The organism is Streptomyces sp. NPDC090499, assembly GCF_044769305.1.
Taxonomy (GTDB): domain Bacteria; phylum Actinomycetota; class Actinomycetes; order Streptomycetales; family Streptomycetaceae; genus Streptomyces.
Genome location: NZ_JBIVXP010000005.1, coordinates 101,915 through 114,642, shown reverse-complemented (window position 1 = coordinate 114,642; position 12,728 = coordinate 101,915). Strand labels below are relative to the sequence as shown.

General features: G+C 72.2%; 15 protein-coding genes and 1 pseudogene. 3 read left to right on the top strand and 13 right to left on the bottom strand.

Going from position 1 to position 12,728, the window contains the following annotated elements:
• Positions 1–20: 20 nt before the first annotated feature.
• Together ACIQVL_RS19830 and ACIQVL_RS19825 are read right to left on the bottom strand one after the other, a co-directional pair.
• Positions 21–428, bottom strand: coding sequence for a DUF6153 family protein (locus tag ACIQVL_RS19830; protein ID WP_403439710.1), 408 nt, complete (start codon positions 426–428; stop codon positions 21–23).
• Positions 429–536: 108 nt separating this feature from the next.
• The gene (locus ACIQVL_RS19825) at positions 537–917 is read right to left on the bottom strand and encodes a 4-oxalocrotonate tautomerase family protein (protein ID WP_403439712.1); all 381 of its coding nucleotides are present in this window, start codon (positions 915–917) and stop codon (positions 537–539) included.
• Positions 918–981: 64 nt separating this feature from the next.
• Here ACIQVL_RS19825 and ACIQVL_RS19820 point away from each other — a divergent pair, with 64 nt between their 5' ends.
• Positions 982–1,461 carry a MarR family winged helix-turn-helix transcriptional regulator gene (locus ACIQVL_RS19820; RefSeq protein ID WP_403439714.1) on the top strand — a complete coding sequence of 160 codons (480 nt, stop codon included), beginning with the start codon at positions 982–984 and terminating at the stop codon, positions 1,459–1,461.
• A 5-nt stretch (positions 1,462–1,466) separates the two neighbouring features.
• On the opposite strand, the gene ACIQVL_RS19815 is transcribed toward ACIQVL_RS19820, so the two are convergent.
• The 4 genes and pseudogenes from ACIQVL_RS19815 to ACIQVL_RS19800 form a co-directional block, all read right to left on the bottom strand.
• Entirely contained in the window at positions 1,467–2,132 is a 666-nt protein-coding gene (locus tag ACIQVL_RS19815) for a hypothetical protein (protein WP_403439715.1), read from the bottom strand.
• A 79-nt stretch (positions 2,133–2,211) separates the two neighbouring features.
• Entirely contained in the window at positions 2,212–2,487 is a 276-nt protein-coding gene (locus tag ACIQVL_RS19810) for an Ada metal-binding domain-containing protein (RefSeq protein WP_403475942.1), read from the bottom strand.
• Positions 2,484–3,044: a 2OG-Fe(II) oxygenase gene (locus tag ACIQVL_RS19805; protein WP_403475941.1), complete on the bottom strand. Its 561-nt coding sequence runs from the start codon at positions 3,042–3,044 to the stop codon at positions 2,484–2,486. The genes ACIQVL_RS19810 and ACIQVL_RS19805 overlap by 4 nt, the downstream gene beginning before the upstream one ends.
• Positions 3,045–3,090: 46 nt before the next feature.
• Positions 3,091–3,252 (bottom strand): annotated as a pseudogene (locus ACIQVL_RS19800) (RNA polymerase sigma factor); the annotation flags it as partial.
• Between the two features lie 358 nt (positions 3,253–3,610).
• On the opposite strand from ACIQVL_RS19800, the gene ACIQVL_RS19795 reads away from it, so the two are divergent.
• A complete protein-coding gene (locus ACIQVL_RS19795) occupies positions 3,611–4,834 on the top strand; it encodes a metallophosphoesterase (RefSeq protein WP_403475940.1) in 1,224 nt (407 codons plus the stop codon).
• Between the two features lie 217 nt (positions 4,835–5,051).
• Positions 5,052–5,777, top strand: a complete 726-nt coding sequence (locus ACIQVL_RS19790) for a lysophospholipid acyltransferase family protein (RefSeq protein WP_403442466.1) — start codon at positions 5,052–5,054, stop codon at positions 5,775–5,777.
• A gap of 69 nt (positions 5,778–5,846) precedes the next feature.
• Here the strand turns inward: ACIQVL_RS19790 and ACIQVL_RS19785 are convergent, their stop codons facing one another.
• The 7 genes from ACIQVL_RS19785 to ACIQVL_RS19755 form a co-directional block, all read right to left on the bottom strand.
• Positions 5,847–7,451 carry an alpha/beta hydrolase gene (locus tag ACIQVL_RS19785; RefSeq protein ID WP_403475939.1) on the bottom strand — a complete coding sequence of 535 codons (1,605 nt, stop codon included), beginning with the start codon at positions 7,449–7,451 and terminating at the stop codon, positions 5,847–5,849.
• A gap of 129 nt (positions 7,452–7,580) precedes the next feature.
• On the bottom strand, positions 7,581–8,342 hold the full coding sequence (locus tag ACIQVL_RS19780; protein ID WP_403442699.1) for an urease accessory protein UreD: 762 nt from the start codon (positions 8,340–8,342) through the stop codon (positions 7,581–7,583).
• On the bottom strand, positions 8,339–9,019 hold the full coding sequence (ureG, locus tag ACIQVL_RS19775) for an urease accessory protein UreG (protein WP_403442472.1): 681 nt from the start codon (positions 9,017–9,019) through the stop codon (positions 8,339–8,341). Before ureG ends, ACIQVL_RS19780 begins: the two co-directional genes overlap by 4 nt.
• Before the next feature lie 379 nt (positions 9,020–9,398).
• Positions 9,399–10,076, bottom strand: a complete 678-nt coding sequence (locus ACIQVL_RS19770; RefSeq protein ID WP_403442475.1) for an urease accessory protein UreF — start codon at positions 10,074–10,076, stop codon at positions 9,399–9,401.
• A gap of 14 nt (positions 10,077–10,090) precedes the next feature.
• Positions 10,091–11,812 carry an urease subunit alpha gene (locus ACIQVL_RS19765; protein ID WP_403442478.1) on the bottom strand — a complete coding sequence of 574 codons (1,722 nt, stop codon included), beginning with the start codon at positions 11,810–11,812 and terminating at the stop codon, positions 10,091–10,093.
• Positions 11,805–12,116, bottom strand: a complete 312-nt coding sequence (locus ACIQVL_RS19760; protein WP_351955696.1) for an urease subunit beta — start codon at positions 12,114–12,116, stop codon at positions 11,805–11,807. The genes ACIQVL_RS19765 and ACIQVL_RS19760 overlap by 8 nt, the downstream gene beginning before the upstream one ends.
• 11 nt (positions 12,117–12,127) lie before the next feature.
• A complete protein-coding gene (locus ACIQVL_RS19755; RefSeq protein ID WP_037782101.1) occupies positions 12,128–12,430 on the bottom strand; it encodes an urease subunit gamma in 303 nt (100 codons plus the stop codon).
• Positions 12,431–12,728: the final 298 nt, after the last annotated feature.

The window sequence follows — 12,728 nt, the reverse complement described above, 5'->3', positions numbered from 1 at the left end:
CACGGCCGGCTCGGGTGCCTCTAGATCCGCAGGAGCTGGAGTTCGGCCAGGTCGGGGGGTGCCCGTGCGCCGTCCGGCGCCGTGGCCGGGCGGGCGGCGGCCAGGCAGTCGCCCGCGGGCACGGGGACCGGGTCCGGGACCAGCGCGGGCAGCGCCGGTCCGCCGCTGACCGCGCCGGAGGCGCAGGTCGCGTCGGCGTGGTGCGCGTGGTCGCCGCCGCAGTGGCCGTCGTCGCCGGAGCAGCCGTCGTACGCGGTGACCACGACCGCGGGACGGGAAACGGTCCGCTCGTGCCCACCGCCCATTCCCATGAGACCGCCGGGCGCCAGCGCGTGCATGCCGAACAGCCCGACCAGCAGTCCCAGCACGAGCAGGGCACGCCGACGCCGGTGCGGCGGTCGGGGGGCGGGCGGCTCGGTGGGGCGCATCGGGCCCATCCTATGCACACCCTGAGGACCGGCCGCCCCGGGCACGCCCCGGTCGACGGTGTCGACCGCCGTTCGAAAGGCAGGCCAAGCAGGCGCCCGGAAAGGGCGTCACACGGTCAGGACTCCGCCGAGGAAGGTCCGGTCCGGCGGTGACGCCACGAGTTCGACCATGGTCCCGGCGCGGAGGTCGTCGCCGACGACACGCGCGATCGCCTCGGTGAGGCCGGCGCCGAGGCGTTCGGTGATCCGGGCGGCGTCGGGGCGGTCGAAGACGCCGGCGCGGACACCCAGGATCACCGAGGCGTTGGTGTCCACGGCCTTGCCGCCCTGCGCGTAACGGCCTGCGGGGACTCCGGCCAGGCGGATGCTCACGAGGTCGCGGGCCCATTCGCCGTAGACGTCGACGACCGCGTCGGTCAGCGCGGCGACGAGCACGGGTTCCTTGCCGGTCAGCCTGGTCTCTGGAAGGTGGACGGTCAGGTGCGGCATAGTGGACCCCGTTCCCTTTGGACTCAAAGTCTTTGTATTTAAAGGTAGTTGGAAGAGGTCGCCGATGTCCACGGAATCGGACGGTCCAGCCGTCGACGAGGCCGTCCGCACCCTGCTGTTGCTCATGCCACGGCTCGTCGGCCGCGCCAAGCGCCTGCCCGTCCCTCCAGCGCTCCGGGGCCTGGACCTGGCACCGCGGCATCTCGCGTTGCTGGCCCACCTGGAGTTCGACGGCCCCACCAGCGTCAACGAACTGGCCGCCCGGCTGGAGGTGGCCCCGACGACCGTCAGCCTCATGGTCAGCGAGCTGTCACGGCCAGGCGTCCTGGAACGCACCGCCGATCCCGCCGACCGGCGCCGCCGCATCGTCGCCATCGCCCCCTCCTACGCCGCTCCGATCGGCGAATGGCTGTCCGGCAGCGCCTCCGCCTGGGAATGCGTCATGCACGGCCTCGCCCCCGCGGAGCGCGCCACGGTCATCACCGCCCTGCACGCCTACGAGGCCGCCCTGGAGCAGGCGGGCGACGGACAGCGGAACGCGTAGCGGCGTCAGCCGGACGGGGTCGCCGGCTGGGCGAGCTCCAGGACCACGGCGGGAAGCGCGGCCTCCAGGACCTGCCTGCGCGGCAGGGAAAGGCCGAAGCACCGCTGGACGACCTCCAGCGCGGTGCGGTGCACGTCGCGGCGGGGCATGCCGGCATCCGGCAGACCGGCGGCAGCCAGCATCTCCTCGACGCGCACCGCCGTCTCACGGTCACCGTCCACGCCGTCGTATCCCCATGAGCCGTCCAGATGGAGATTGAACGCACACATGAGACGGTCGTCATGGAGATAGGAGAACTGGGGCGGTACCGGCTTGCCGTTCTCCTCTTCGAACTCCAGCTGGAAGACGTGTGCGCCACCCCGGGAGACCGGCGGCTGCGGGCCGAACTCCGCCTGCCAGCCGCCGTACTTGACCACGAAGACCCATTCGCCGGCCTCTCCGTGGCGCAGGCCTATCGCGGGGTAGGGCTGCCAGGGACCGTCCTCCACGACATCGATGAGGTCCCTGCCGGTGAGGCGGCCCAGACCACGCGGCGTCCGTGTCGGCCCGAACACCGTCGCGGTGAGCCGGGACACCAGCTCCTGGGCGTCGAGCCCCCGGGCGAGCACCACGCTGTAGCCACCGAAGGCGATCGACTGGGGAGCGGCAAGCCATGCAATTCCGTCGGTCATGGCGATCATCCTGACGCGTCTTCGGCGATGGGCCGCGTGCGGGTGCGGCTCGCGGACCTCCTTGGACAGCGCGACCGATTCAGCGGGGCGCGCGGGCGGCCTTCCACTCCTGGTAGCGGTCCTTGCAGCAGGCTCCGCAGGGGCGGAACCCGGCGGCGGCTGCCGTGGTCTCGTCGGCGAAGAAGACCCGGTGCTTCGCACAGCTGCCGCGGGCGATGGCGCGCAGCGCGCTCGGGCAGTCGAGGCGTCCGTAGATCTTCGAGCCACGGTGGCCGCCCCACAGCCCCCTGACCGGCGACCGGTAGGGGCGGCCGTCGGTCCCGAGAAGGGTGCAAATGTTCAGCGCGTCGCTCATGCGGCGTCGTGGAAGACGAGGGCGAGGGTGTGGCGTTCACCGGACCGGATGGCGGACACGCCGTGCCGGACCGGCGCGGCGGACCATCCGCGGGCGGACCTGACCGGCCGGTCACGGGTGGTGAACACGTACCCGTGGCCGTGCGGCAGCAGCGTGGCGGTGCCCCGGGACTGGGCGCGCGGGCGCTGTTCCAGCAGCAGGAACTCGCCGCCCGTGTGATCCACTCCCGGCTCGTTGAGGTTGATCACGACCTGCAGCGGGAACACGAGGTCGCCGTACAGGTCGCGGTGCAGGGCGTCCCAGTCCTTCTCGCCGTAGCGGAGCAGGATCGCCGTGGACTTCGTCTGGCCGGCGTCGTGACACATCCGCAGCCACTCGTCGAGCGAGTCCGGCCACGGCGCGGGCCGGCCGAGCCTGGCCCACCAGTTGCGGGCGATGGGCAGCAGCCGCGGGTACAGCGCCTGCTTGAGCCGCTCGACCGGCTCCGTCCGGGACGCCCTGACCTCCCGGCGCTTCCGGCACCTCGTCGACCGGCAGCGGGTTCCGTTTCGCGGCACGCAGCCCGTCGACCGCCTTGCGGTGCGCGATCGTCACGAGCCACGCCTCCGCATTCGCCGTCCCCGGCAGGCCGGGATAGGCACGCATGGCGGCCAGGAAGGTCTCCGACCACGCGTCCTCCGCATCGTGCGGGCCAAGGACGACCCGGCAGACGCGCAGCACGGTCGTACCGTGCCGCACGACCACGCTCTCGAACGGTTGTTTCATGTCCATCCCATAGAAGACGCGCCCAGGGTGCCAAACGATTGCATTCCAGTTTGTTTCCGGTCAGAACGACGTGGTGCCCGAAGTACAGGTCGGCGATCGCCTCGCCTCGGCGACGCGTACGACCGGTCCGAGGCGGGTGTCGATCGCCATGTGTCGCGTGCCCATCCGCGTCTCCCTTCTCCTGACCTGTAGACGTACACCGCCCACGGAACGTGAGATCTCGGTTGGTGCCGTCGCGTCGCCCGGCCCGGCCACGCCCGTGAACGCCGGTCCCGACGCCCCGTGAACGCCCGTCCCGCTGCCCCGAGGGCGACCGGATACAGTGCGCGGGACGGCAGCCTGGTCAGAGAGGGCAAGCGTGACCGACACCAGCAGCACCCGACCCGCCGACAGCGAAGCGCCGGCTCCGCGGCAGAGCCGACTGCTCCGCCTGATGCGCTTCCTCCCCCTGATCGCCCCCGTCCTGCTGTGGGCCGTGCCCTGCTGGGTGCTCCTGTACACCGGCCAGCACTGGCCGCTGCCCGTCTCGCCGGCCGCCACCGCGCTGTTCGCCCTCGGCCTCGTCGGCATGCCGCTCGCGATGGTGCGCGGCCACGGCCGGCGCCAGCAGGACCGGGCGGCGATCATAGGTGACACCCTGCTGGGCGCCGGCTGGACTCTGTTCACCTGGTCCGTCCTGCTCGGCGTCCTCCTGCGGCTCGCCCTGACCGTGGCCGGAGTCGGCGCGAGCCAGGACCGGGCCCGCATCGTCACGTGGGCCGTCCTCGGCACCACCGCCGTACTGCTCGCCTGGGGGTACGCAGAGGCCCGCCGCGTGCCCCGGGTACGCCGCCTCGACGTGCAACTCCCCCGGCTGGGTGCCGGGTTGGACGGCCTGCGTGTCGCCCTCATCACCGACACCCACTACGGCCCGCTCGACCGCGCCCGCTGGTCGGCACGGGTGTGCGAGACGGTGAACACCCTCGAAGCCGACGTGGTCTGCCACACCGGCGACATCGCGGACGGCACGGCCGAACGCCGCCGCGCCCAGGCGGTCCCCCTCGGTACCGTGCGGGCCACCCGGGCCCGCGTCTACGTCACCGGCAACCACGAGTACTACAGCGAGGCCCAGGGCTGGGTCGACCTGATGGACGAGCTGGGCTGGGAGCCGCTGCGCAACCGCCACCTGCTGGTCGAACGCGGCGGCGACACCATCGTGGTGGCCGGCGTGGACGACGTCACCGCCGAGTCCTCCGGGCTGGCCGGCCACCGCGCCCACCTCGCCGGAGCCCTGGACGGCGCCGACCCCGACCTGCCCGTCCTGCTCCTGGCCCACCAGCCCAAGTTCGTCGACCGGGCGGCAGCGGGCGGGGTCGACCTCCAGCTCTCCGGCCACACCCACGGCGGCCAGATCTGGCCCTTCCACTACCTGGTCCGCATCGACCAGCCCGTCGTGGCCGGCCTCAGCCGCCACGGCGCCCGCACCCTCCTCTACACCAGCCGCGGTACCGGCTTCTGGGGCCCGCCGTTCCGCATCTTCGCCCCCAGCGAGATCACCCTGCTGGTGCTCCGCTCCCCGCAGCCGGCCACCTCGCCGCGGTAAGAAGGCACGCTCCAGGGTCCGCCCGTAGTGACTCACCCTCATATCGCTGAGACACTGTGCCGAAGATCCAGACAGTCTCCGGCACACCTGTCCCAGGTACATCGAGCTGCCCCGAACAGACCCACACCCCGTGTCCGGGACGGGCGAAGACAGCCGCCGCCAGAGTCCGACCCGCCGCCCAGCCAACCTGGGGGAACGAACAAGTAAGGGGCGAGCCGTGTTCTACTACCTGCTCAAGTACGTACTGCTGGGGCCGCTGCTGAGAGTGGTGTTCCGGCCGCGGATCGAGGGCCTGGAACATGTGCCGCCGACGGGACCGGCGATCATCGCGGGCAACCATCTCTCCTTCTCCGACCACTTCCTGATGCCGGCCGTCCTCAAGCGGCGCATCACCTTCCTCGCCAAGGCGGAGTACTTCACGGGACCGGGGGTGCGGGGCCGGCTGACCGCCTTCTTCTTCCGCAGCGCGGGGCAGATCCCGGTGGACCGCTCCGGCAAGGAGGCGGGCCAGGCCGCGATCCGGGAGGGGCTCGGGGTGCTGGGCAAGGGCGAACTGCTCGGCATCTACCCGGAGGGCACCCGCTCGCACGACGGCCGCCTGTACAAGGGCAAGGTCGGGGTCGCCGTGATGGCGCTGCGGGCCGGTGTCCCGGTGATCCCCTGCGCGATGATCGGCACCTTCGAGGCGCAGCCGCCCGGCAAGGTCATCCCGAACGTCCACCCCGTCGTGATCCGCTTCGGCAAGCCCCTGGAGTTCTCCCGCTACGCGGGGATGGAGCACGAGAAGGCCGTCCTGCGCGCCATCACCGACGAGATCATGTACGCCATCCTGACCCTGTCCGAGCAGGAGTACGTCGACGAGTACGCGGCCGTCGTCAAGGCCGGGCAGACGGCGGCGAAGGGCGAGAAGGAGCGCAGGTTCCCGCGGGCGCCGCTGAGTTGAGGTCGTGGACCTACGAGTGAGGGGCGGCGGGAGTGGATCCCGCCGCCCCTCGTCGTCGTACCGGAAGGGTTACGGCTGCGGTGTCGCGTGCGGGGTGCAGAGGACGTCCGCGCCGTCCAGCCTGCCGGTGAGCAGGTAGGTGTCGACACGGCTGTTGATGCACGGGTTGACCAGGCCGGTCACGCCGTGCGAGCCGGCGCCCTGCTCGGTGATGAGGCGGGAGCCCTGGAAGCGCTTGTGCAGTTCGACGGCGCCGGGGTACGGGGTGGCGGCGTCACGCGTGGACTGCACGATCAGCACCGGCGGCAGACCCTTGTGGGTCCTGACCTCCACCGGGGTCTGCTGCTTGACCGGCCAGGTGGCACACGGCAGGTTGAGCCAGGCGTTGGCCCAGGTCATGAAGGGGTACTGCGTGTTGAGCTCGGTGTTGTCGCGGTCCCACTTGTGCCAGCCGGTCGGCCACTGGGCGTCGGTGCACTCGACCGCGGTGTAGACGGCGTTGCCGTTCTCCGACGTGATGTTGCCGGCCGTGTCGGTCAGGTCCGGGGCGGCGGCGTCGACCAGGGCCTGGGTGTCGCCGGCGAAGTACTTGCTGAACACCGTGGCGACCGGGACCCACGAGGAGTCGTAGTACGGCGCGCTCTGGAAGAAGCCGATCAGCTCGGCCGGTCCGACGACCCCGCCGATCGGGTTCGCCTTGGCGGTGGCGCGCAGCTGGAGCCACTTGGCCTGGACGGCGTCCCGCGTGGTCCCGAGGTGGAAGGCGGAGTCGTGTGCGGCGACCCAGTCCTCCCAGTCCTTCCAGCGGCCCTCGAAGGCGACGTCCTGGTCCAGGTTGGCCTGGTACCAGATGTTCTTCCGGGACGGGTTGACGACGCTGTCGACGATCATCCGGCGCACGTGGCCCGGGAACAGCGTGCCGTACACCGCGCCGAGGTAGGTGCCGTAGGAGACACCCAGGTAGTTGAGCTTCTGCTCGCCGAGCGCGGCCCGGATGACGTCCAGGTCGCGGGCGGTGTTCGCGGTGGTCATCTGCTGGAGCATGGCGCGGCCGGTGCGCTCGGCGCAGCCGTCCGCGTACTCCTTGGCCAGCTTGCGCTGTGCGGTCTTGTCGGCCTCGGTGTCCGGCACCGGGTCGGCCTTGGGCGCCTTCACGAACTCCTGCGGGTCCTCGCAGGAGATGGGCGCGGAGTGGCCGACGCCGCGCGGGTCGAAGCCCACGAAGTCGTACGCCTTCGAGGTGTTGACCCACAGGGGGTTCTTGGTGGTGACCCGGAGCGGGAAGCGCATGCCCGAGCCGCCGGGGCCGCCGGGGTTGTAGACGAGCGCGCCCTGGCGCTCGGCCGGCGTCCCCGTGCTGCCTATTCGGTCGACGGCGAGCCTGATCTGCTTGCCGTAGGGCTTGGTGTAGTCGAGCGGCACGCTGACCCAGCCGCACTGGACGGGCTTGGTCAGGGCCCAGTCGGCCGGGCAGTCGGCCCAGCCGATCCCGGCCTTGGCGGCCCGTGCGGCCGCGATCGCCGCCCCCTGCTGTGCGCGGTCCTGGCCGCCGTGCCGGGCCTCGGCACCGGCGGCGGGTGCCGCGAGGGCACCGGTGATCAGGCTGGCCGTGACGAGCGCTCCGGCCGAACCGAGCGCCAGCGTCCGGCTCCTCGATCTGAAGTTGTCCCTCAAGTGGGCCCCTCCCCGTACATCATGACGAATGGTCAGGGGAGATCCTTGCTGCTGTGAGGTCCCTGAGAACAGGGCTCAACAGCCGTCTTTACCAATCCGATAACCGGACGTCGACGTCCCGCTGAGCGATCAACCGCCGAACTGGGCCAACGCCTCGTCCAGGATCCGGCGCAGCCGCAGCGCGTCGCCCGCCACCGCACTCACCAACACCGCGGGCCCGGCGAGCGGGGTGAGCGCGGCTCCCTCCCCCAGCATCCGTGCGGCCACCGGGTGCTCCGCGAACTCGGGCCGCGCGACCACGAGTTGCCCGATCGCGCGATGTCCCGCCAGCACGGCCGGCCCGTCCCAGCCGCCGGGCGCCCCGGGCCCGCAGGCCAGCTCCTGGTCCAGCACCGCTCTCCCGGCCACCCGCACGGTGAGCCGGCTGCCGAGCCGCCCCGGCTCCTCCCCCACCCGCCCGAGCACCTGCTCCTCCCGCACCACGAGCCGCCCCCGGGCGCCGACCTCGGCGCGTGTCGTCACGCACAGCTCACTCCCCTTGGCCGAGATCAACTGCTCGGGCAGCCAGCGCAGTTCGCCTCCGTCGGCGACATCGAGCCGCACGTCGTACCGCGCCTCCTCCTTCCCCTGTCCGGGCAGGGCGATGGTCGCGGCGGCCGACCCGACGGTCAGCCGGGCGCCTTCCTCGACCCGGGCCTCGATCCCGAACCGGTCCCCGCCGAGCGGCCCGCTCATCGCCCCGACGACCATCACCCGGGCCTCGGCCCCGCTCCCCCTGGTACGCCGCAGCGCGAGCGGCCCCTCGCCCTCCAGCACCGGCAGCGAGGTACCGCCCCGCCCGTCGTCCCGCGCGACGATCCGAGCGACAGCGCGTACGGCCGTCCCCGTCATACGGCCCACGCCACGATCCGCTCCCGCACCCACGCGGCCACGTCCGCGACACCGGCCTCACTGCGCAACGACTGGAAGACGACGGGCAGTTCGGCCCGCTGCGCCTTGGCATCGGCGGCCATCCGGGCCAGATCCGACCCGACGTAGGGCGCCAGGTCCGTCTTGTTGACGACGAGCAGATCGGCGGTGGTCACCCCCGGCCCGCCCTTGCGCGGGATGTCGTCCCCTCCCGCCACGTCGATCACGAAGATCTGCGCGTCCACGAGCCCCTTGGAGAAGGTGGCGGTGAGATTGTCCCCACCCGACTCGACGAGGACGAGGTCCAGCGGCCCGACCTCGTCCTCCAGGTCCTCCACGGCCTCCAGATTGGCCGAGATGTCGTCCCTGATCGCGGTGTGCGGACACGCCCCCGTCTCGACGGCGGCGATCCGCTCCGGCGGCAGCACCGCCTCCCGGAGCAGGAACTCGGCGTCCTCACGGGTGTAGATGTCGTTGGTGACGACGGCGAGCGACAACTCCTCCCGCAGCGCCCGGCACAGCGCGGCGACAGTAGCGGTCTTCCCGGACCCCACGGGCCCGCCGAGCCCGATCCGCAAAGCCCGACGGGACCCGTCGGACCGCCGGGCATCGGCACTGAGCGCGGCCGGGCCGTGCTGGTGATCGTGGTCGAGATGCATGTTCGGCTCCTTTTCAACAAGCTTTGTGTTTCAGCCCGTCCAGGGCGGTCCCCCCTCCAGCCCGTCCGGCGTTTGAGGACGCCGACCGGGCTGCGCCCCCGACCTCCAGCCCCACCCAAGGGCGGCGGCCGTCCCGCACCCCCACCCTCCAGCCCGTCCGGCGTTTGAGGACGCCGACCGGGCTACGCCCCCGACCTCCAGCCCCACCCAAGGGCGGCGGCCGTCCCGCACCCCCACCCTCCAGCCCGTCCGGCGTTTGAGGACGAGGCCGGAGGCCGATGCGGGGGTCCGGGGGCGGCAGCCCCCGAACCGGGCGGTCGAAGGGGGCCCACCCCCTGGAGGGACGGGACGGGTAGGGGCGGCGGGGGCGAGGAAACGCCTACGACGCGAACAACCGCACCGCCCACCCCGCATGCCACTCCGCCCCGATCTCCGTCAACGGCGCCGAAGCCGCAGGCAACGCCTCGACCCCCGCCCCGCCGACCACCCCCCGCGCCGCCTCCACCGCCCGGTCGACCACCAGGTCCACCTCCCCCGCCAGCCGCGCCAGCACCCCCGTCGCCTCGAACGGATCCAGCCCCAGCAACCGCACCACCGCCGTCGCCGGCCCGCTCACGCACTCGTACGCCGCGCAGTACGCCGCGTCCCCCGCCGAGAGCCCCGCCGCCCTGGCCACCACCCCCAACACCAACGGCTGATGAGCCCCCTTGGGGAACTCCCCGGCCAGCGCGTCGAGTTCGGCACAAGGCCAGGCCACCCGCGCGGCCCGCAGCAACTGCCGCCCGAGCCTGCGCGCAGCGCCCCGCAGCGCGGCCGACGGCGTCCGCGCGTCGGCCGCGGCGTCCAGCTCCCGCACGTCCGCGCCCAGCACCGCGGCCGCCGCGAACGCCCCGGCGACCAGCCCCGCCGTGTGCAGCCGCCCCCGGCAGTACTCCTCCAGGCTCGCGGCCCCGGTGATCCGGCCGGCCTTGACGGCCGCCTCCGCCCCGCCGGAGTGCGCATGCCCTCCGGCGGGAAAGCGGCCGTCGGCCAGCACCAGCAATGCCGCCCGAGACATCACACCACCAGCTCTCAGAAGAGGAAGTAGCGCTGGGCCATGGGCAGTTCGGCGGCCGGCGTCGCCTCGACCAGTTCCCCGTCGATGTACACGGCGAAGCTGTCGGGGTCGACCCGGACGTGCGGGCGCGCGTCGTTCTCCCGCATGTCCGCCTTGGTCACGCCACGGGTCGACCCGATGGCGACGAACCTCTTCCCGAGCTGCAGCCGCTCCGGCAGGCCGTCCTCGATCGCCAACGGGGCGACGAAGTTGAAGGAGTTGGCGGCCGGCGCCCGCCCCATCGCGCCGTACATCGGGCGCGGCAGGATCGGCTGGGGCGTCGGGATCGACGCGTTGGCGTCGCCCATCTGCGCGTAGGCGATCTGGCCGCCCTTGAGGACGACCTGCGGCTTGACCCCGAAGAACGCGGGCTCCCAGAGCACCAGGTCGGCGAGTTTCCCGGTCTCGACCGAGCCGATCTCGCGGGCCAGGCCCTGCGCGAGGGCCGGGTTGATCGTGTACTTGGCGACGTACCGCCGTACCCGGTGGTTGTCGGCCCGCCCGTCGCCCGGCAGCGCGCCCCGCCGCCGCTTCATCACGTGCGCGGTCTGCCAGGTCCGCAGGATCACCTCGCCCACGCGTCCCATGGCCTGGGCGTCGGAGGAGATGATCGAGATCGCGCCGAGGTCGTGGAGTATGTCCTCCGCGCCGATCGTCGACGGCCGGATCCGCGACTCGGCGAAGGCCAGGTCCTCCGGCACCGCCGGGTTGAGGTGGTGGCACACCATCAGCATGTCCAGGTGTTCCTCGGCGGTGTTCACGGTGTACGGCCGGGTCGGGTTGGTCGAACTCGGCAGCACGTGCGGTTCGGAGACGACGGTCATGATGTCCGGGGCGTGCCCGCCGCCCGCGCCCTCGGTGTGGTAGGCGTGGATCCCCCGCCCGCCGATCGCGGCGAGGGTGTCCGCCACGAAGCCCGCTTCGTTCAGGGTGTCCGTGTGGATGGCGACCTGGATGCCGGTCCGGTCGGCGACGGTGAGGGCCGCGTCGATGACGGCCGGGGTCGACCCCCAGTCCTCGTGCAGCTTCAGCCCGAGCGCCCCGCCCCGGATCTGGGAGAGCATCGCCTCGTGCGAGACGGTGTTGCCCTTGCCGAGGAAGCCGATGTTGAGCGGGTACTGCTCCATGGCCTCCAGCATCCGGGCGAGGTGCCAGGGGCCGGGGGTGACGGTGGTCGCCTTCGAGCCCTCGGCGGGACCGGTGCCGCCGCCCACCAGTGTCGTGATCCCCGCGGCCAGCGCCTCGTCGGCGATCTGCGGGCAGATGAAGTGGACGTGGGCGTCGACGCCGCCCGCGGTGAGGATGCGGCCGTTGCCGGCGATGACCTCGGTCTCGGGGCCGATCACCAGGTCGGGGTGGACGCCGTCCATGGTGTCGGGGTTGCCGGCCTTGCCGATGCCGGTGATGCGGCCGTCGCGGATGCCGATGTCGGCCTTGACGATGCCCCAGTGGTCGATGATCACGGCACCCGTGATGACCGTGTCGGGGGTGCCGTCTGCGCGCGTAGCACGCGACTGGCCCATCGATTCGCGGATGACCTTGCCGCCGCCGAAGACCGCCTCGTCCCCGGCGAGTCCGGGGCCGCCGGAGCGGTCCTCCTCGATCTCGACGACCAGGTCGGTGTCGGCGAGCCGGATCCGGTCGCCGGTGGTCGGCCCGAACAGGTCGGCGTAGGCGGCGCGGGAGATCTCAGGCATCGAGGGCACCTCCGGTCTCGCCGCGCAGCCCGGGGACCACCCGGGCGCCGGTGAGCGGGACGAGTTCGACGTCGACGGGGATGCCGGGCTCGAAGCGGACGGCGGTGCCGGCGGCGACGTTCAGCCGCTTGCCGCGGGCCGCGTCCCGGTCGAACTCCAGTCCGGGGTTGGCCTCGGCGAAGTGGTAGTGGGAGCCGACCTGGACGGGCCGGTCGGCGGCGTTGAGGACGGTCAGCCGGGTGACCTCACGGCCCGCATTGAATACGACAGGCCCGTCGGCGAAGAGCACTTCTCCGGGAATCATCGGCGGCCTCCTCAGACGATCGGGTCGTGGACGGTGACGAGCTTGGTGCCGTCCGGGAAGGTCGCCTCGACCTGGACGTCGTGGATCATCTCGGGGATGCCCTCCATGACGTCGTCCCTGGTGAGCAGCTTGCGCCCGGAGGCCATGAGTTCGGCGACGGTACGGCCGTCCCGCGCGCCTTCGAGGATGTGCGACGTGATGAGGGCGACCGCCTCGGGGTGGTTCAGCCGGAGCCCGCGGGCCCGGCGCTTCTCGGCCACGTCGGCCGCCACGTGGATCAGCAGCCTCTCTTGCTCGTGCGGGGTCAGTTGCACGTCCCACCTCACAGTCCTCGCTCCGGACCGTGCGGGGTCCGGTTGCCGCGGCCACCGCGACGGAATGGGCTCACGGACCCAATCCGGCTAGGAAAACCCCAGGTGGCGTGGATCGGCAGGCTAGTTTGCCGGAGTTTCGGCGACGTTAACCGGACCTTGATCGCTTCATGACCGGCGCATGGGCCTCACGGCGGGGGCGCGAAGACGCGTCTCACCGCGCCGGAGGCCGACCGCGGGCCCATGACACCTGAACGGCCCTCACCCGGATGGTCCGGGGGGCGCAGGAGCAGCCCCGCGG

Bases quoted from the DNA above. Each gene is read 5' to 3' on its own strand.
- ACIQVL_RS19830 (WP_403439710.1), bottom strand. From the start codon at position 428: ATGCGCCCCACCGAGCCGCCCGCCCCCCGACCGCCGCACCGGCGTCGG.
- ACIQVL_RS19825 (WP_403439712.1), bottom strand. From the start codon at position 917: ATGCCGCACCTGACCGTCCACCTTCCAGAGACCAGGCTGACCGGCAAG.
- ACIQVL_RS19820 (WP_403439714.1), top strand. From the start codon at position 982: ATGTCCACGGAATCGGACGGTCCAGCCGTCGACGAGGCCGTCCGCACC.
- ACIQVL_RS19815 (WP_403439715.1), bottom strand. From the start codon at position 2,132: ATGACCGACGGAATTGCATGGCTTGCCGCTCCCCAGTCGATCGCCTTC.
- ACIQVL_RS19810 (WP_403475942.1), bottom strand. From the start codon at position 2,487: ATGAGCGACGCGCTGAACATTTGCACCCTTCTCGGGACCGACGGCCGC.
- ACIQVL_RS19780 (WP_403442699.1), bottom strand. From the start codon at position 8,342: ATGACGGGGACGGCCGTACGCGCTGTCGCTCGGATCGTCGCGCGGGAC.
- ureG (WP_403442472.1), bottom strand. From the start codon at position 9,019: ATGCATCTCGACCACGATCACCAGCACGGCCCGGCCGCGCTCAGTGCC.
- ACIQVL_RS19770 (WP_403442475.1), bottom strand. From the start codon at position 10,076: ATGTCTCGGGCGGCATTGCTGGTGCTGGCCGACGGCCGCTTTCCCGCC.
- ACIQVL_RS19765 (WP_403442478.1), bottom strand. From the start codon at position 11,812: ATGCCTGAGATCTCCCGCGCCGCCTACGCCGACCTGTTCGGGCCGACC.
- ACIQVL_RS19760 (WP_351955696.1), bottom strand. From the start codon at position 12,116: ATGATTCCCGGAGAAGTGCTCTTCGCCGACGGGCCTGTCGTATTCAAT.